Annotated in this window: 12 protein-coding genes and 1 pseudogene; 3 read left to right on the top strand and 10 right to left on the bottom strand. The window is 76.3% G+C overall.

What is annotated here, in order from left to right:
* Positions 1-19: 19 nt before the first annotated feature.
* A complete protein-coding gene (locus ACIG5E_RS34025) occupies positions 20-1,234 on the bottom strand; it encodes an RNA polymerase sigma factor (RefSeq protein ID WP_396540177.1) in 1,215 nt (404 codons plus the stop codon).
* Positions 1,231-1,602: a YciI family protein gene (locus ACIG5E_RS34020; protein WP_396540175.1), complete on the bottom strand. Its 372-nt coding sequence runs from the start codon at positions 1,600-1,602 to the stop codon at positions 1,231-1,233. Before ACIG5E_RS34020 ends, ACIG5E_RS34025 begins: the two co-directional genes overlap by 4 nt.
* Positions 1,603-1,812: 210 nt before the next feature.
* Between ACIG5E_RS34020 and ACIG5E_RS34015 the strand changes: the two genes are divergently transcribed.
* Together ACIG5E_RS34015 and ACIG5E_RS34010 are read left to right on the top strand one after the other, a co-directional pair.
* Positions 1,813-3,309 (top strand): MFS transporter, encoded by a 1,497-nt coding sequence (locus tag ACIG5E_RS34015; protein ID WP_396540173.1) that lies wholly within the window; start codon positions 1,813-1,815, stop codon positions 3,307-3,309.
* A 7-nt stretch (positions 3,310-3,316) separates the two neighbouring features.
* Positions 3,317-3,907 (top strand): annotated as a pseudogene (locus ACIG5E_RS34010) (sugar phosphate nucleotidyltransferase); the annotation flags it as partial.
* 20 nt (positions 3,908-3,927) lie between these two features.
* On the opposite strand, the gene ACIG5E_RS34005 reads toward ACIG5E_RS34010, so the two are convergent.
* A complete protein-coding gene (locus ACIG5E_RS34005) occupies positions 3,928-4,431 on the bottom strand; it encodes a DinB family protein (protein WP_396540171.1) in 504 nt (167 codons plus the stop codon).
* 121 nt (positions 4,432-4,552) lie between these two features.
* Between ACIG5E_RS34005 and ACIG5E_RS34000 the strand changes: the two genes are divergently transcribed.
* The gene (locus ACIG5E_RS34000) at positions 4,553-7,495 is read left to right on the top strand and encodes an AfsR/SARP family transcriptional regulator (RefSeq protein WP_396540169.1); all 2,943 of its coding nucleotides are present in this window, start codon (positions 4,553-4,555) and stop codon (positions 7,493-7,495) included.
* A 96-nt stretch (positions 7,496-7,591) separates the two neighbouring features.
* Here ACIG5E_RS34000 and ACIG5E_RS33995 read toward each other — a convergent pair whose 3' ends face one another.
* The 7 genes from ACIG5E_RS33995 to ACIG5E_RS33965 all read right to left on the bottom strand — a co-directional run bounded on the left by ACIG5E_RS33995 (position 7,592) and on the right by ACIG5E_RS33965 (position 18,375).
* The gene (locus ACIG5E_RS33995; RefSeq protein ID WP_396540167.1) at positions 7,592-7,795 is read right to left on the bottom strand and encodes a hypothetical protein; all 204 of its coding nucleotides are present in this window, start codon (positions 7,793-7,795) and stop codon (positions 7,592-7,594) included.
* 106 nt (positions 7,796-7,901) lie between these two features.
* Positions 7,902-9,440 carry a SagB family peptide dehydrogenase gene (locus ACIG5E_RS33990; protein WP_396540164.1) on the bottom strand — a complete coding sequence of 513 codons (1,539 nt, stop codon included), beginning with the start codon at positions 9,438-9,440 and terminating at the stop codon, positions 7,902-7,904.
* A gap of 56 nt (positions 9,441-9,496) precedes the next feature.
* Positions 9,497-11,524, bottom strand: coding sequence for a TOMM precursor leader peptide-binding protein (locus tag ACIG5E_RS33985; RefSeq protein WP_396540162.1), 2,028 nt, complete (start codon positions 11,522-11,524; stop codon positions 9,497-9,499).
* The gene (locus ACIG5E_RS33980; protein ID WP_396540160.1) at positions 11,517-13,490 is read right to left on the bottom strand and encodes a hypothetical protein; all 1,974 of its coding nucleotides are present in this window, start codon (positions 13,488-13,490) and stop codon (positions 11,517-11,519) included. Before ACIG5E_RS33980 ends, ACIG5E_RS33985 begins: the two co-directional genes overlap by 8 nt.
* Positions 13,490-14,686: a thiopeptide maturation pyridine synthase gene (locus tag ACIG5E_RS33975; RefSeq protein ID WP_396540158.1), complete on the bottom strand. Its 1,197-nt coding sequence runs from the start codon at positions 14,684-14,686 to the stop codon at positions 13,490-13,492. Before ACIG5E_RS33975 ends, ACIG5E_RS33980 begins: the two co-directional genes overlap by 1 nt.
* On the bottom strand, positions 14,679-15,680 hold the full coding sequence (locus tag ACIG5E_RS33970) for a lantibiotic dehydratase C-terminal domain-containing protein (RefSeq protein WP_396540156.1): 1,002 nt from the start codon (positions 15,678-15,680) through the stop codon (positions 14,679-14,681). The genes ACIG5E_RS33975 and ACIG5E_RS33970 overlap by 8 nt, the downstream gene beginning before the upstream one ends.
* Positions 15,673-18,375 carry a lantibiotic dehydratase gene (locus tag ACIG5E_RS33965; protein WP_396540154.1) on the bottom strand — a complete coding sequence of 901 codons (2,703 nt, stop codon included), beginning with the start codon at positions 18,373-18,375 and terminating at the stop codon, positions 15,673-15,675. The genes ACIG5E_RS33970 and ACIG5E_RS33965 overlap by 8 nt, the downstream gene beginning before the upstream one ends.
* Positions 18,376-18,397 lie beyond the last annotated feature (22 nt).

Below are 18,397 nucleotides of genomic sequence, written 5' to 3'. Positions count from 1 at the left end.
GTGACTACGTCCGTGGTTACTACGCCTGAAGTCGGCGGGCCCGCGCGTCCAGGAACCGCTGCTCCGCCAGGCTCGCCGTGGCCTTCGCCGCGCGGCGGTAGTGGTCGTACGCGCCAGCCCGGTCGCCGGACCGTTCCAGCAGGTGCGCCCGGACGGACAGCAGCCGGTGGTGGCCGGCCATCCGCTGGTCCTCGTCCAGGGTGGCGAGCAGGGCGAGCCCGGCCTGCGGGCCGTCCCGCTCGGCGAGGGCGATGGCGCGGTTGAGGGTGACCATCGGGTTGGGGGCGATCCGCTCAAGGATCAGGTAGAGGGCGTGCACCTGCGCCCAGTCGGTCTCCTCGGCGGTGGCGGCGTCGGCGTGGGTGGCGGCGATGGCGGCCTGGAGCTGGTACGGGCCCAGCTCGGGGCCGGCCAGGGCGGCCTTGGCCAGCGCGGTGCCCTCGTCGAGCAGGGCGCGCTCCCAGCTGGTGCGGTCCTGCTCGGCCAGCGGCACCAGGTCGCCCGCTGCCGTCGTCCGGGCCGCCCGGCGGGCGTGGGTGAGCAGCATCAGGGCGAGCAGCCCGGTCACCTCGCCGTCCTCGGGCAGCTGGGCGTGCACCATCCGGGCCAGCCGGATCGCCTCCTGGGCGAGGTCGGCGCGGTGCAGTTCGCTGCCTGAGGACGCGGTGTAGCCCTCGTTGAAGATCAGGTAGAGCACGTGCAGGACGACCCGCAGCCGCTCCTCCCGCTCGGCGCCCTCGGGGAGGGCGAAGGAGCTGCCGGCCGCCCGGATCCGCTGCTTGGCGCGGCTGATCCGGGCCGCCATGGTGGCCTCCGGCACCAGGAAGGCCCGGGCGATCTCGGCGGTGGTCAGGCCGCCGACCGCGCGCAGGGTGAGCGCGGTCTGGGAGGCGGCGGTGAGCGACGGGTGGCAGCACAGGAAGAGCAGGAGCAGGGTGTCGTCGGTGTCCGGCACGTCCTCGGGCACCACCTCGGCGGCCGTGGTCGCGTTCTCGCGCTCGCGGCGGGCGTGGTCGCTGCGGATCTGGTCGACCAGCCGCCGGGAGGCGACCGTCACCAGCCAGCCGCGTGGATTGTCCGGCACGCCCTCCTCGGGCCACTGGACGCTCGCGGCGAGGACGGCCTCCTGCACGGCGTCCTCGCAGCCCTCGAAGCGGCCGTACCGTCGTACCAAGGTGCCGAGGACCTGCGGCGTGAGATCACGCAGCAGGTCCTCGAAGTCCGGTGCTGTCATGCCTCCAAGTGTCCGTCGGAGAACATCACCTGGCGCACCTCGACGCCCAGTCCCTCGATCGCGGCGTCCGGGATCCGCGCGGCGAGCTCGATCGCCCGCTCCTTGTCCTCGCAGTCGACCAGGTAGAAGCCGCCCAGGAACTCCTTGGCCTCCAGGAAGGGGCCGTCGGTGACCGCCGGCTGGCCGTCGCGCACCTTGACCACGGCGGCCTGGGACGGGTCGACCAGCGCCTGGGTGACGATCAGTTCGCCGGAGGACTTCAGCGCCTCGATGAACTTCCCGTGCCCGGTGCCGATCGCCGCCTTCTCCTCGTCGGTCAGCGCGTCCAGCACGGCCGGGTTGATGTGCAGGCTGATCAGGAACTTCATCGCGTATCTCCTCGTCGTGGGCGGGCCCCGGTCGGGCCCCTCGACCGTACGGTCGGAGCCGGCGCCGCCGTCTTGACATCCCCGCCGGAGAAACCTCCCACGAGTTCCCTCCCGTCGCACCGTGCACCGGCGTCGAGAAGCCGGTGTCAAGAAACCGGCGCCCGCTCCGACCGCCCGGCGGAAGGTTTCCGAGGCGGAGGAGTCGCCGAGATGAGAGTGAACCGGGCACGGCTGGGACTGGCACTGCTGATGCTGCCGACCCTGCTGGTCGCGATGGACATGACGGCGCTGCTGCTCGCCCTGCCGAGGCTGAGCGCCGACCTGGGCGCCTCCGGCGTCCAGCAGCTGTGGATCAGCGACGGCTACGGGCTGATGGTGGCCGGGCTGGTCATCACCATGGGCACACTGGGCGACCGGATCGGCCGTCGGCGTCTGCTGCTCATCGGGGCGGCGGCCTTCGGGGTGCTGTCGGTGGTCGCCGCCTTCGCGGTCGACCCGCTGATGCTGATCGTCGTCCGGGCCCTGCTGGGCGTCGCCGGGGCGACGCTGGCGCCGTCCACGCTCGCGCTGATCACCAACATGTTCCGGGACGAGCGCGAGCGTGGGCGGGCGATCGCGGTCTGGGCGACCTGCCAGTTCGCGGGCGGGGCGCTGGGGCCGGTGCTGGCCGGGTTCCTGCTCCAGCACTTCTGGTGGGGATCGGTGTTCCTGGCCGCCGTCCCGGCCATGGCGGTGCTGCTGGCCGCCGGGCCCGCCGTGCTGCCGGAGTTCCGCAGCGGGGCGGCCGGGCGGCTGGACCCGGCCGGTGTCGGGCTGTCGCTGGTGGCGGTGCTGCTGATGCTGTACGGCATCAAGCAGCTGCCGGTCGGGGGCGCGCCGCTGGGTCCGGTGGCGGCCCTGCTGGCGGGCACCGGCGTGGGGTACGTCTTCGTCCGGCGGCAACTGCGCTCGGAACGGCCGCTGTTGGACCTGCGCCTGCTGCGCAGCCGGCCGTTCGCGGCCGTACTGGTCTCGCTGGTGCTCGCCGGGGTCGCGATGGCCGGCACCGGGCTGCTGGTGACCCAGTACCTGCAGAGCGTGCTGGGCCACTCGCCGTTCGCCTCGGCCGTGCTGTTCGCCCCGATGGGCCTGGCGGTGGCGGTCGGCACCATGGCGGCGCCGCGGCTGGCCGGCCGGGTGGAGCGGACCACCGCGATCGCGGGCGGGCTGGCGCTGTCCGCGCTGGGCGCCCTGCTGCTGGTCGCCGCGGACGAGAACGCGGGCTCGCTACCGCTGGTGATGACCGGCATCGCGGTGCTGGCGCTGGGCACCGGGCCGCTGTTCGCCCTGGGCACCGGGCTGGTCCTCGGCTCGGTGCCGCCGGAGCGGGCGGGCTCGGCGGCCTCGATGTCGGAGACCGGCAACTACTTCGGCGGCTCGCTCGGCTTCGCCCTGCTCGGGACCGTCGCGGCGGCGGTCTACCGCGGCCGTGCGGGCGGCGGCTCCGACTCGCTGGCGGGCGCGGTCGAGGCGGCCCGGCACCTGCCGGCCGGGCAGGGCGCCGAACTGCTGCACGGCGCGCGCTCGGCGTTCACGGCCGGGCTGCACGTCAACGGGCTGATCGCGGCCGCGCTGTTCGCCGGGTTGGCCGTGCTGACCGTGGCGATGCGCCCGGCGAAGCGGTCCGCGCCGGCGGAGGAGGAGACGCCCGCGTACGAGACGGCTTGAATCTGACAGCTACCTCTACCAGCACGGCCCGTACGGCAACGGCACCCCGGTGCTCAACGCCGCCCGGCACTTCGGGGACGAGCCCTGCCTGGTGCTGTGGCCGGACGACGTGTTCGTCGCCGAGGTGCCCCGCGCGCAGCAGCTGATCAGGGCGTACGAGCAGACCAACGCACCGGTGCTGGCGCTGATGCCGATGGCCCCCGAGGACTCCTACCGCTACGGCGTGCCGGTGGTGAAGGAGGACCTCGGCGGCGGATCGCTGCGGATCACCGGCCTGGTCGAGAAGCCCAAGCCGGTCGACGCCCCGTCCGCGTACGCCGCCATCGGCGGGTACGTCATCACCCCCGGCATCGTCGACGAACTGCGCGAACTCACCCGCCGCTGGCACGAGAAGCCGGAGGACGAGGTCTACCTGACCGACGCCATCAACGCCTACGCGGCCCGCCGCGCCGTCTACGGGCAGGTCATCGCCGGCACCTGGTACGACACCGGCAACCCCGCCGCCTACCTGCGCGCCCAGTTCGCCGCGGCGCTCGCCAACCCCGAGTTCGGGCACGAGCTGCGCCAACTGGCAGGCGAGCTCGCCCCGGTGGAGTAGCACCGTTCCTGCGCGGTGCCTCAGCTGCGGTCGTGGTCCCCGGTCGCGCCGTCGGTGAGCTCGCGCAGGATGTCCATGTGCCCGGCGTGCCGGGCGGTTTCGGTGGTCATGTGGATGAGCACCCAGCGCAGCGAGACCGTCCGGCCCGACCAGGAGGTGCCCAGGGAGTCCAGCTCCAGCTGGCCGATCGCCTCGTCGGCGGCCGCCCGGGCGCGGGCGTAGAAGGCCAGCACGTCCGCCGTCGACTCGTGCGGCTCGATCCGCAGGTCGGAGCTCTCGTCGGCGTCGACGTCGAACGGCAGCGGGCCGGTCTCCAGGCCGAAGGTCTCGCGGAACCAGCCGAGTTCGGCGCCGCCGAGGTGCTTGACCAGGCCCAGCAGGTTCGTCCCCGAGGGCGTCATCGGCCGGCGCAACTGCTCGTCGTCCAGGCCCCGGACCTTCCACAGCACCACGTCGCGGTGCCGGTCCAGGGCCGCGTGCAGGCTTTCCTTCTCACCGCCGGTGAACGGCACGATCTTGACCATGCGCGGGACGGTAGCAAACCGCGCGGGGCCGGGCGATACCGGCCGGGTCGTGGCCCTCCTGGCAGATCGCTCCGCTGTGTGTAAGGTAGACGAACTTTGTCGGGGGGCGGGGGAAACGGACGTGGTACAGCAGGAGTGTGGGGCGCCGCGGTTGCGGTTCAGCCTCCTCGGGCCGCTCGGCATCGAGAACGAAGGACGGGCCGTCGCGCCCGGCCCGCCGCAGCAGCAGGCCATGCTGGCCGCGTTGCTGCTGCGGGCCGGCCGGGCCGTCACCCTGTGCGAACTCCTCGGGGCGCTGTGGGGTGAGGAGCCGCCCTCGTCCGCCGTGACGATCCTGCGCACCTACGCCTGGCGGATCCGCCAGCGGCTGCCCGGACCGGACGGCGGCGAGCCCGCGGCGCAGCTGCTCGCCTCGATCGGCGACGGCTACCGGCTGTCCGTTCCGCCCGAGTCCGTGGACGCCCACCGGGCCGAACGGCTGGGCGCTGCCGCCGCCAGGGCCTGGCGGGAGGGCAAGCAGGAGGAGTGCGCCGGGCTGCTCGCCGACGCGCTGTCGCTGTGGCAGGGCGAGCCGCTGGCCGGCGTGCCCGGGCCGCTCGCCGAGACCGAGCGCTCCCGCCTCGCCGAGCTGCGGCTGACGCTGACGGAGCAGCGCTTCGCCGTCGACCTCGCGCGCGGCCGGCACCTCGTCCTGGTGTCCGACCTCACCGCGTTCGTCCGGGAGCACCCGCTGCGCGAGCAGTCCTACGGCTTCCTGATGCAGGCTCTGTACGCCGCCGGCCGGCAGGCGGACGCGCTCGCCGTCTTCGCCCGCGCCCGGCGGACGCTGGACGAGGAGCTGGGGCTCGACCCCGGCCCGGAGCTGTCCGAGCTGCACGGCCGGATCCTCGCGGGCGATCCGGGGCTGCTGGCGCCGGCCGCCGCCCCGTCCGCGCCGTCCGCGGCGCCGGACGGCATCGTGCGGCCCGCCCAACTCCCGCCGGACATCTCGGACTTCAGCGGCCGCGCGGACGCCGTCCGGGAGCTGGCCGAGGCCCTGACCGGGGCCGACCGGTCCGCCCTCGCGGTGGTCTCGATCAGCGGCATGGGCGGCATCGGCAAGACCACGCTGGCCGTCCGGGTCGCCCACTGGGTCCGGAACCGCTACCCCGACGGCCAGCTCCACGCCGACCTGCGCGGCAGCAGTGGCGAACCGGCCGACGCCGGCGCCGTCCTGGGCAGCTTCCTCGGCGCGCTCGGCGTCGCCGCCGCCGACCTGCCGCGCGCCGTCGAGGACCGCTCCCGGCTGCTGCGTAGCCTGCTCGACGGCCGCCGGGTGCTGCTCCTGCTCGACGACGCCCGGGACTTCACCCGGCTGCGGCCGCTGCTGCCGGGCTCCGCCGACTGCGCGGTGATCGTCACCGGCCGCACCCGGGTGCCCGGGCTGTCCGCCCGTGCCCACGTCGACCTCGACGTGTTCGCCGCCGACGAGGCGCTCGAACTGCTGCGGCAGGTCGTCGGCGGGCCCCGGGTGGCCGACGAGCCCGCCGCCGCCGCGGACCTGGTCGAGCTCTGCGGCCGACTGCCGCTGGCCGTACGGATCGTCGCCGCCCGACTGGCGGCCCGGCCGCGCTGGGCACTGGCCCGGCTGGTCACCGCGCTCACCGACGAACGCCACCGGATCGACCAGTTGCGGGCCGGCGGCCTGGCCGTGACCACCGTGTTCGAGCACGGCTACCGGCAGCTGAACGGCGTTCAGGCGTACGCCTTCCGCACCCTCGCGCCCTTCACCTGGCCCACGATCGCCCTGGACGCGGCGGCCGCCGCGCTCGGCCTGGGCCGGGAGGACACCGAGGAGGTGCTGGAGTCCCTGGTGGACGCGGCCCTGCTGGAGTCGCCGCAGCCCGGCCGGTACCGCTACCACGAACTGCTGCGCAACTACGCCGAACAGCGGCTGACCGACCGCGAGCGGCCGCCGGTAGCCGACCGGCTGCTCCGCTTCCTGCTGGCGGGTGCCGTCTCGGCGTTCCAGTGGGGGGTGCCGGGGGATCCCGTCGGCACCACCTTCGCCGTCGCGGGCACCTCCCGGTTCGCCGACCTGGCCGAGGCCAGGGCCTGGCTGGTGCGGGAGTTCGACGGGATCGCCCACGCCATCGGGGTCGCGGTGCGGTCCGCCCCCGATCCCGTCCTGCTGGGAGTCGCCGCGGACCTGCTGGTCGCGTGCAGCGCCTTCGGACGGGACGTCCCGTCCGCCCGGCTCGCCTCGGTAGCCCGTCAGGTGGCCGAGGCCGCCGAGCGGGCGGGGGAGGACCGGGCGGCCGGCCGGGCCCGCTTCGTCTGCGGCAACGTGGCGCTCCAGGCCACCCGGCTCGACGAGGCCCGCGAGCACACCACCCGGGCCGCGGAGGCGTGCCGCCGGGCCGGCGACACCGTGATCCTCCGCCAGACCTGCAACGACCTGGGCGTCATCGCCCTGTTCCAGCAGCGTCACGCCGACGCGGTGCGCAGCTTCGACCAGGCCCTCGCCCTGGCCCGCAGCCTCGGCCACCGCTCCGGCGCGCTCGCCACCGCCCTGAACGCCGCCCTCGCCCGGCTGCGCAACGGCGACGCCGCGGGGGCGGTGGCGATCTGCGACGAGGAACTGCGGGCCCTGCGGGACGCCCCGGACAGCCACGGAGCTGCCCACGCGCTCGGGATCCGCGGCCGGGCGCTGCACGAACTCGGCCGCCACGACGAGGCGTTGGCCACCTACGGGAAGTGCCTGGAACTGTGCCGGACGGCCCGCCTGCCCCGCCAGGAGGCGATGACCCGCCACCGGCGCGCCGACACCCTGCGTGCGATCGGCCGGCTGGACGAGGCGTTGGCGGAGGCACGGTCGGCGGTGGCCCACCTGGAGACCGCGCGTGACGGCGAACGCGACCGGGCGTACGCCCTGGAGGTGCTGGCCCGGACCGAGGCCGAGCTCGGCGACCGGGCGGCGGCCGCGGAGCACGCGGCCCGGGCGTACGAGCTGCTGAGCGCGCTGGGGCTGCCGGAGGCGGCGCAGCTGCGGGAGTTCCGCGACCGGGTGCGGTCCGGAGGCTGAGCGGCGGAGGCCCGGTGGCAGGGCGGCGGAGCCGGGGGACTGAGCGGCGGAGGCCCGGGAACCCCCGGACCTCCGCCGCCCCGCGGACCGGACGGATCAGTTCTGCTGGGTGGGCGGTATCACCACGGAGGCGATGGTGTTCCACTCCTCGGGGGACGGCTTGGTGTTCGGGCCGCCGGCCTGGTAGGTGACCGCCGGGGCGGAGGCGGCCGCGCCGGTCGTGGCGGAGAGCAGGACGGCGCCGGCGGCGAGGCTCAGCAGGACTGCGGCGTGCTTGACGGCGGACGGAACGAGGTTCATCGGAAGGCTCCTGGTCACTCGGGAAGCGCACGGGGTGTGCGCCGACTCGGTGAGCGTCTCAGCCGCCGATTGACAAACGATCAACGCCGCCGGTTCGGGCGTCCGGTTACACCAGGAAACCGAGCACCGGTCCGGGTCTGGGGGTGCCGATGTGCAGGGCGCTCAGGCTGGTCAGCCCGTCTGCGGGGAGGCCGAGGGCCTCGTCGGTGGCGGCGCAGGAGGCGTCGGAGCGGATCCGGGCGGACAGCCCGAGCGCGGCCGCCGCCAGGGCGGCCCGTTGTAGGGCGAGCCCGGCCTCGATGTGCGCCAGCCGGTACCAGCGGTCGCCGTAGCCGTCGATCCCCGCCTCCAGGGCGGCGACCGGAAGGAGCGTCAGCGCCGCCTCCAGGTAGTCCAGCCGGGTCGGCGGCGCGGCCAGCCCGGCTGCGATCCGTTCCGGCGCATCGGCCGGGACGGGCAGCGGGACCAGCGCCCCGTCGCGGTAGGCGTAGCAGCCCGGGGCGAGGCCGGTGACGTCACGGATCACGCAGCACAGCGCGACCGCCGCCGGAGCCGCCGCGACGCCGGCGAGGTCCCCCGGGTACCCGGCGGCCGCGGCACCGAGCACCGCCGCCAGCGCCCGCCGGTCCATCGGTACGGGCAGGAACCCGTTGCTCGCCGAGGCGCGCCGGGCCACCCCGGCGTGCAGTGCGGCCGAGCCCGCGAGGTCCGCTCCGGGCAGCCGGACCGCGGGCCCGGCGCCGGGTGCCGGCACCGGCCGGGCGGGCTGGACCGCGTCCGCCCGCTCGGCCAGCGAGGCCCGGTGCACGGCCGCCGTGTAGGGGAGCAGCCGCGCGATCGAGGCCGGTGCGGTGACCGGCCGGGCGGTCGGTGCGGCCTGCGGTGCGGCCTGTGCTTCGCCGGGGCCGGTCGCCGGGGCGGCCGGGTGGTGGAGCGTCAGGACGGCCGTCACGCTCTGCCGGTAGGGGTCCAGGCCGAGCAGCGCGTCGACCGGCCGGTCGTCCTGCCGCAGCCGCATTCCGACGGTGGCGCCCAGCGACTCGGCGACCGTCTGCGCCTGGGCGAGCAGCACGCCGGTCTCCTGCTGCTGGAGCCGGTAGCCGAACTCCCGGTACTTCACCGCACTGCGCCAGAACACCGTGGTGAGGACGAGCACCAGGTCGGGCACCTCGCCGGGCGCCGGGGCCAGCGCCTGCCGGTGGTCGCCCGACCGGACGGCGCTCAGCCGGTGGCCGACGCTGTCGTAGTGGTAGAGCGCCGCCGGCAGTCCGGGCGCCGCGCCGACCGCGAGGTACGCCTCGATCGGGTAGCGGGCGCCGCCGCTCGGCGCGGGCCGGCAGTCGCCCTGGCCGGGCGGGGCGGGCAGCGCGGCGCCCGTCGCCGGATCCACCGGGTACATCCAGTTCGCCCTGGTCCGGCCGAGCAGTCCGCGCAACAGCGTGCCCAGGACGGCCGGCCAGTCGGGCGCGCCCTCCGCGGGCTCCCAGGGCAGGGGCACGGTGGGGCAGTCGGTGTGGACGAGGTTCGGCGGCGGCAGCAGGCCCGGGGACTGCGGGAGCGGTCCGGGGTGGCGGCCGTGCGGCAGGTAGGCACGGGCCGCCGCGCCCGGTACCGGGTCGGCGGCGGGAGGAGCGGTGGGTGGCACGGGGACCTCTACGGGGACGGTGACGGTTCGGTCGTGGCGCTTCGGTCGCGGTGTGTTCAGGGGAACGGGTGCGGATCCGGGTTGAGCTCCGCCGGGGTGAGGTCGCGGTCACGGTGGCCGAGCAGCCGGGGCACCGTCAGCAGCCGCGGCAGCCCGTGGGTGCGCCGGAACCGGTGCCCGAAGGTCATCGGCAGCGTGCCGGGGACCAGCACCTTGACGCAGGACAGCCCGCCGGCCCGGTGTTCGGCCGAGGTCTGGTCGACCACCACCACGTCCAGGCCGGTCGCGGTGAACCGGCCGACCAGTTCGGTGAGGTCCGCGACCAGGTCCCGGTGCTCCGGCCAGGGGGTGGCGGCGGCCACGGTGGCCAGCGGCACGGGTGGCGCGCCGGCGCCGAGGAAGCCGAGCCGCTCCCGGGCGGCCGGGTGGCCGTACAGGGTGGCGTGGTCGTCCATGGTGCGCACCTCTCCCGGGTCCGCCAGCATCCGGCGGGCCCGGTCCGGGTCGTGCCGGCGGTCCGCGCCGGACAGGAAGCCGGTGAGCTCGGCGAGGCTGCGCAGCAGGGCCCGTTCGGCCGAGAGCCCGGTGCCCGCGCCGCACAGCAGGTTCAGCCCGCGTGGCGCGGCGGACCCGGCGGCCGGGTCGGCCTCGGCCAGCACCCAGAAGGCGGGCACCCGGTGCTCGGTGGCGGTGGCGAACGCGCGCAGCCGGTAGCCGAGCCGGTGCCGGGCGAGTTCCGCGAGCAGCGGGATCCGGCGGTCGGCGGCCGAGGCCAGGTCGACCTCCGGGACGGGCAGCCGGGCGTACCAGGTGAGCAGGAACGCGTCGCGCTCGGCGACCTCCAGCAGCCCGTGAAGCGCGGCCTCGGCCGGGCAGTTGCCGAGCGCGCAGCCGTTGGACGTCTCGAACACGAAGGTGTCGTCGTGGTGGCCGCGGTTGTAGTAGACGTAGCTCTCGGGCACCAGGACCGGCTCGCCCCGGCCGAGGGAGTACCCCCACACCCAGCGCAGTTCCCGCTCGGGCGTGTACGGCGCGAACGGGAAGCCGGGGAGGCCGTGCTGCTCGGGGTGGTGCAGGCCGAACCGCTGCGGGTCCACGGCGTGGTCCGCGACGTCGCGGAACCGGGCGGTGACCGTGGTGCGTCGCCCGCGCGGGGCCTCGCCGCCCAGCCGTTCCAGCGCCTCCAGGACGGCGGCGAGCCGGGTGGAGCCGAGGTCGAAGGCGCGGCCGTAGCCGTTGGCGCTGGCGTGCACGGCCCGGGCGGGGGCCGGCCGGGCGGTGGCGCACAGGGCGGCGGGCGTGGACCAGGTGTCCACCGAGGCGATCACGCCGGTGACCGGGTCGACGTAGCGGTCCGCGAGGGCCCGCGGGTCCGGCTGGGCGGTGCGGGGGACGTCCGGGCGGAGCTTCGGGGCGGGCGGCAGCGGGAGCACTGCCGCCGTCGCGCTGTCGGGCGGCAGCGCGCCGCAGTGCGGGCAGTACGGGTGCGGCAGCAGGGTGCTGCGGGAGGTCGCGCCGGTGTCCGTCGCCACCCGGAGCACGGCGCCGGCGGTGCGGGGCGGGGCGTCGGTCGGTTCGGCAGGGTCGGTGAGTCGGGTGGCCTCGTCGGCGACCAGGCCGCGGACGACGTCGAGGAGCAGCGGGCTCAGCGGGGGCACCGGCAGGTCCGGCGGGAGCAGCTCGCGGTGGGCGGGCTCCGGGCTGTTGTCGCGCTCGCGCAGCTCGGCGCAGCCCGGGCAGCTGGGGCGGTCCGGGAGGCCGGGGCGGTCCAGGCAGCCGGGGCGGTCCGGGAGACCGGCGGGGCCGAGGACCACCTGCCCGGCGAGCAGCCGGACCGGCAGCCAGGGGCGGCGGTGTGCCGCGGCCCAGGCACGGGCCTGGCGCAGCGGTTCGGGATCGCCGGGGTCGGTGGCGGCGACGATCAGAACGTCCGGGACGTCCGGGTCGGACTGCGTCAGTTCCTCGGCGGTGACGGCCCGCCAGCCGGGGGCGGCGGCGAGCCAGGGCGAGCCGAGCAGGGCGACGGTGGCCGCGCCGGCGCGAACGGGCGCGGCGGGGCGCGCGGGTGTCCCGATGTCAGTCACGGAGCAGCACCACCCGGGTGAGATCGGGCAGGACGGCGGTCGCCAGCGGATCCCGGTCCAGCGGGACTGCGACGGCCCGCAGGCCGGTGGTGGCCCGCAGGGCGGCGGCCAGGGCCGTCAGGTCGGTGCCCGGCGCGTCCGCCCGGTCCGCGGTGGCGGCCACGGGCGCGAGCGCGGTGATCCCCGGAACCGTCTCGGGCCGGTACGCGGGCTGCCCCTCCGCCTTGGACTGCCAGGCCAGCACCGCGCGTTCGGCCGAGCGGGCGACCGCCTCGGCCAGGTCGCGCCCGGCGGCGGCGACGGTCTCGGCGCTGAGGTCCTGCCCGGCGGGCCCGAGCCGGGTGGCGCAGGCGGGCACGCCGGTCACCGTCGTGAGGTCGTACAGCGCGGGCTCGCCGAGCGTTTCGAGCAGCCGCAGCAGGTGGCCGGTGCGGGGGTCGGCGGCGAAGTCCGCCGGGTCCAGCGCGGTGATCCGCCCGGCCGGGTGGGACGGCAGGGCCAGCAGCGCCTCGACCTGGTCGGCGAGGCCGTGCCAGTGCGCCTCCTCGGGTGACCGGCCGCCGGCCGCGCCGCGCGGCCGCGTCCCGGGGACGCGGTCCGGGAATGCCGCGGACGCCGGGATCAGGACCGTCCGGCCGTCGGCCAGGTCCACGCCCTCGACGGCGGCCCGGCCCTCGTCGGCCGTCCGGCAGGCGGCGGCGTCCGCCGCGTAGGCCGCCAGCCCGGCCAGCACGGCCGTGAGCCGGGCCTCATCCCGTTCCAGGCCCGAGCCGATGGCCGGCGCGTCCAGCGGCCCGCCCCGGTAGCCGTGCGGGACGGCGCGGCAGACCCAGAGCGGGGACTGGCTGAAGTCGGCCTCGTCGACCGCGCCGAGCAGGCCGGTCCGGGGGTCGACGACGCGCGCCGCGCGGGCCAGGAGGTCCGCGCCGGTGCCGTCGGACGGCGTCGCCGCGGGCGTCGGGTCCGCGTCCCCGGTACGGAATCCGGTGGTCACGGCCGCCGGGTGGGGGAGGGCAGGGTGACGGGAGCCGGCCAGGGTGTGCAGGTCGGTGCGGGCCAGTACGGGGTCGGCGGAGGACCCGGGCGCGGGCGGCAGCTCGTCCAGGCCGGTCAGGGCGCGGAACAGACCGAGGACCAGCCGGTGGGCGAGCAGGCCGGGGACGGCGCCGCCCAGTGGCGCCTTCCGGGCCCCGTCGCGGGGCGGCAGCAGCCGGTGCCAGCCGGCGGCCGCGGACCCGGCCCGGGTGGGTCCGAACCAGACCTCGTCGTCGCCCACCAGCAGCTGGGCGGGCGTCAGGCCGGCGGCGGCGCAGTGTTCCGCGGTCGTGACGAGCGCCCGGCGCGCGGTCTCGAAGTCCCCACGCACCGTCCGGACCTCCAGCACGGCCCCGGTGCGCGGCACTCCCGGGACGTCCGGAACGTCGGCCCCGTCCGTCAGGTGCACCCACTGGTCCGGGTCCCGCCGCTCCTGCTCCGCGGCCCGGCTCAGCTCGGTGAACCGGGCCGGCTCGGCGACCACCTCGATGTCCCGGCAGCCGGTCCGCAGCAGCGCCCGCAGCACCGCCGCCCGCAGCGGCTCGTCGGCGAGCAGCCGCACCCGGGTGTCGCGGTACCGCTGGAAGCGGTGCTCGGCGGAGTCCAGCGCGTAGCGCAGGAAGGCGATCTCCGGTGCGTACTCGCGGAGTTCGCGCTCGCCGAGGCTGTGCGGAAGATCCTCCCGGGCGTCCCTGACGAAGCCCAGCCGGTGCAGCAGCAGCACCAGGTCCCGTACGGTGCCCCGCTTGGCCGCGGGCAGCGCGGCGGTCAGTTCGTCCAGGGTGTGTCGGCCGGTCAGGTGCGGGGTGAGCCCGCGCAGCCACTGGTACGCCTGCGGTCCGGGCAGGACCCATGAGCGGTGGCCGGCGTGCAGGTAGGCGCCCTCGGGGACCGGCACGCAGCGGACGTCGTCCTTGAGAAGGGGGCGCATCAGGCTCGGCTCCTCCGCGGGTCGGCGGTCTCGGGGGTCGGGGTGGCGGGGTGGCGGTCGACGTAGGCGCGGGCCCGGTCCAGCGCGCTGACCCCGAAGGTCTCCTCGACGGTGCGGGCGGCCAGGTAGCAGAGCAGGAAGCGCTGCGTGATCGACAGGCCCAGCCGGTCCAGGTGGGTGTACAGCTGGTTGACGGCCAGCCGGTGGCAGCGGAACCAGGTCGTGGACATCACCTCGCGCTGGTACGACTCGTTGCCGAGCAGCAGGCCGAGCAGCTCGCCGAGCTGCGGCTCGGCCGTCAGCGGGGTGCGCTCGGCGTGGTCGAGGTCGATCAGGCCCTCCTCCAGCAGCGGCAGGGCGGCGGCCTTCCGGTCGCGCACGTACCGGGCCCAGTCGGCGACGAAGGGCAGCCGCCCGGAGCCGTCCAGGGTGTCGAGCACGGCGGCCAGGTCGTCGCCGAGTTCGCCGCGCAGCTGCCGGAACCGCGCCTCGAAGGCGGCCCGGACGGCGTCCGGGTCGGCGCACTGGGCGAAGAAGCCCTCCGCGTGGGAGGCGAAGGACATGAAGCCCCGGGACACCGGCGGCAGGCTGGTGTGGGCGAAGGTGAACATCAGCCAGAGCGCGGGCCGCAGCCTGCTGTGGCCGGTGCGGCGGACGTGCTCCAGCAGCGGGAAGGCGAGCCGGGTGCTGGCGGCGTGCCCCGCGTCCAGCAGGTCCGCCAGCTGCGGGCTCCCCAGGACGTGCAGGCGGTCCTCGTACGGCTCGGTCTGCAGGGTGTTGTCCGGGTACCACGGCGACAGCGCGCCGCGTTCGTCCAGCAGCGCGGCCTTCCGGGCGTGCCGGGCGGTCTCCCGGGCCTCGTCGAGGACGGCGGTGGACGGGCTGCGCCGCAGGAAGGCGGTCAGCCGTTCCTCGGCGGCCGGTCGCACGACCTCGCGCCAAGCGGTGGGCGTGGTACGGAGGTTGAGCCGCAGGTGCGGGCCGCGCCGCCAGTGCTGCTGGAAGTACGGCAGCTCGGCCACGTCCGCGAGTTCGGCGAACAGGGGGCGGACGGCGTCCAGCAGCAGCGCGTCCTTGTCGTCCTGGTAGTAGCGGATCTGGAGGCTGTGCCACTCCGTCGGCTCCCGGTCGGGCGCGCCGGACGGCTGGGGCGAGCCGGGCGGGCAGGGCCGCACGGCGGGGTCGGTGTCAGTCAAGGCGGTACCCGGTCCTCACGGGGTCGTTGGATGTGGCGGCGCGCGGGTCGCCGGAGGGGCCGGTGCTCAGGCCGGACTCGACGAGGCGCCGGATGCGCTGCTCGACGGTGTGGTTCAGGCCGAGCCGGTTGTGCAGCAGGTGGACGCAGCGCAGCAGTACGGAGAGCACCGCGCGCTGACCGGGGGAGGCGGAACCGGGCGGCGGGACGGCGGTCGGGTGGGCGGCGGTGATCCGCAGCCGTCCGCGCGCGTCCAGCTCCAGCAGTTCGGCCCGCAGTTCGCGCACCGAGCGCAGCCACCGGGCCTTCGGCTCGCTGCCGCCGGCCGTTGACGCCGCCTGCCGCCAGCCGTGCGCCACCCGGGCGGTCATGGCGGGATCCGGCTCGCCGCCCGGGCGGGCCCGCAGCAGGGCCGTCAGCCGGTCCCGGTCGGGCTCCCAGACCGCGAGCGCCAGGATCAGCGCGTCCGCGCCGAAGCCCGCGCGCTGCGGTTCGGTCGCTCCGGCGGCGAGCAGGTCGAGTGCGAGGTCGCTGGAGAGCGTGAAGTGCCGTTCCACGGCGCGCACCGCCTCCGAGCCGCCGAACACCGCGTACTCGGGCCGGTAGCGGATCTCCTCGACCACGTCACGGTCACGGACCATCCGGTCGTGGTCGGCGAGCCCCTCGGCGGCGGCCAGCCGCTCGGCCCAGGCCGCGTAGTCGGCGGTCGGCATCCGGCCGCCGGAGGGGAAGGCGTCGAGGTGCCGGCTCAGCGCGGCCCGGGCCCGCTCGCGCACCGCGTCCGCCCGGGCGGCCGTGCGGGGCAGCAGCCGCAGCCGCAGGTGCGGGCCGCCCTCCCAGTACCGCAGGTAGAAGGACTCGTCGACCAGCCCGTCGGCCCGCAGCGCGGTGATCAGCGGCCGGACGGTGCGCACCAGCAGCGGGGTGGCGTCGGCCGTGCTGAAGGCGTGCAGGCTCACCCACTCCCGGCCGGCTCCGCGCGGCGCCTCAGCCACGATCGGGACCAGCCGCCGCGGCGGTACCCGCGTCGACCTCGACGACGTACTCCGCGACCCGCCGCCCGAGGTCGCCGAAGACCGTCGCGGCCTCCGGGTCGGGCAGCGCCTCCTGGAACAGCAGGACGCGGTCGGGCCGGGCGAGCAGGCGGTGGAACAGGAACACCAGGTCGGGGTTGGCGAGGTCGAGGAACATCGGCTTGCGGTCGCGGATCTCCGCGAAACCCCGGGGCCGGCGCGGCTCTCCGGCTGCGCCCGGTTCCTGCGGGGTCGGGCGGTCGGGGACGGCCCGTACGAAGGTGCGCTCCGGCACGCCGTGCCGGCGGGCCCAGTCGGCCAGTCGCAGCAGGTAGTGGGCCTCGTGCTCGCCCCGGCTCTGCTGCGGCACCGCGTCGGCCCGCACGCACCACGACGCCCGTGCCACGACGACCCGGCCGACGGCGGTGCGCGGCCGGTGCAGGACCGCCCGGGAGCGCTCGGCGGGGGTGGCGGCCAGCAGCTCCCACAGTCCGGCCGCGGGGCCGGGGGTCTCGCCGAACAGCCTGACCAGGAGCAGCATCAGCGGCGGCAGCAGCCGGTCGGCCATGGTGCCCAGGTGCACCGGCCGGACCTCGGGCCCGTCGGGTCCGTGGCGCAGCACGAGCCGCCCACGGGCCGGGTCGTGGCCGACGAAGAGCTCGGCGGCCGCCAGGCGGTCGGCGGCGGGCCGGTCGCTGTCCACCCCCGGGGCGTCGATCTCGAACCGGACGCCGGGAGCCCGCAGGTTGAGGTTGCTGCCGAAGGCGCCGCCGCTCTCCGCGAACAGCACGTCCGGCCGGGCGCCCTCGCTCGCGAAGTCCGGTGTCCGGTCGGCGAGTTGCGGCAGGACGCGGCGCAGCCGGGCGGTGCTGTGCCCGTGGCCGGCGCCGACGCCGTTGAGCACGAGTTCGAGCCGGCCGGCGTCGTCCCGGCCGGCTTCCTGTACGTAGCAGGACAGCGGTCCCGGAGCCGGTGCCCCTGGTGCCAGGGCGGAGAGCAGGCGGTCGACGGCGTCGGCCGGGATGCGGATGCGGCCGTCCTCGCCCGCGGGGTGCTCGCGCAGCAGGCGGAGCGCCTCGGCGCGGAGCCCGCCGAGCTCCCGGACGGCGGGTACGGTGCTCGCGCCCGGCAGCTGCCCGACGGCCGTGGCCGGATTGAGCAGGGCCCTCAACTCGTCGGCAGCGCTGCCGGGTTGGGCATCGCGCAGGCGAGTGACGAGGGCACGGTGGAAGAGCGGGAGCGGGACGGGCCCGGTGTGGTCCGCGAAGGCCTCGGCCGCGACGAGTTTCAGTGCGGCGTCCGGTTGGAACAGCGCCAGCAGTCGTCCGACGGCGCGCAGGTCCGCCAGTGCGTCCGCCCAGCGCGCCGGGTCGCCGTGCACGGCGACGTCGGTGAAGACGGCGTTCTCGTGGAACAGGTTCTTGCGCGGCGGGGCCTGGGTCCGGTCGCCGGGTGTCCCGTGGGCCTCCAGCAGACCGGTGATCTCCCGGTCCACCTGCCGGTGCAGCGCCGTCCGGGCGGCCGCCGACTCTTCGCCGGGGTAGGCCCGCAGGGCGTCCTGAACGGCTGCCAAGTCCCGCTGCCCGTCCGGGAGTTCCCAGCGCTCCAGGTGGCGCAGCAGCTCACCCAGGTGGTCCGGGGACTGGTCGGCGAACGGCAGCGCCGCCTCCAGCAGACCGACCTCGACCAGCCTGCTGAGAAAGGCCGTCGCCGCCGCCTCGGGGCCGGCGGCCGGTGCACCGGTCAGGGCCGTGAGGTGGTCCCGCAGCTCGGCGCCGGTGCGTGGGCCGCCGGTGCGCAGCAGGTCGACGCAGGCGCGCGCCGCACCGTCCGCGGCGACCGACAGCACCCGCTCCGACCAGCCGGGCGCGACGAACCAGTAGCGGCCGTCCTCCTCGCACAGCGTCGGATTGACCCGCAGCACCCGGCCCTGCGGCGGTGTGCCCGGGCCGGCCAGCGCGTGCGCCAGACGCTGCATCACCCAGACGTTCGGTTCCACGACGCTGCGCCAGGCGGTCGCCCCGGTCGGTGCGACGGCGGAGTCGCCGCGGCGCCACTCGCCGAGGCCGGTGACGGTGAAGGTGGCGTACGGGCTGGTCTTCGCGGCCGCCCGGGCCAGGTACTTGGCCAGGCGCAGCCTGGTCTTGCGGGCGGGCTCGGTGCCGGCGGGGGAGTCGAGCCAGGCGGTGAGCGCGTCCGAGAGCATCGGGTTGCCCTGGACCAGCCCGTGGCGGAAGGCCGGCGTCGCGGTGTGGTGGCGCAGGACCGCCAGGGCGTCCGCCAGCTCGCGGTCGTAGCGCTCGGGGAGCGCCCGGAACTCCGCCCGGTGGGCGCGCAGCGCCGCCAGCCAGGCGTCGATCCCGTCGGCGAGCCCGGCGGGCAGGGCCTGCCGGACCTCGTCCGACCAGACCGCCGGGCCGGGCGCGGTCACGCCGTACAGGCCGCGGCGCAGTGCCACCACCCGCGGCTTCAGCTCGGAGCCGGCCAGTGCGCCGATCACCGGGTGGCAGGCCTCGGCCAGTCGCCCGCCCTCGCGGGCCAGCCGCTCGCGTTCGGCGAGCAGCCCGTTCACGGCGGACCGGATGGCGGGCCGGCGCAACTCGCGCAGGGCGTCGGCCGGAAGGCCCGCGACGCGGACCGCGAACCGGCCGACGGCAGGGGCAGATGGGGGATTCACGGTGGGCACGCCGTTTCGTCTT

It is taken from the genome of Kitasatospora sp. NPDC053057, from assembly GCF_044546945.1.
Lineage (GTDB): Bacteria > Actinomycetota > Actinomycetes > Streptomycetales > Streptomycetaceae > Kitasatospora.
Note: the sequence above shows the minus strand (reverse complement) of the source record. Positions and strands in the feature narration are given on the sequence as shown.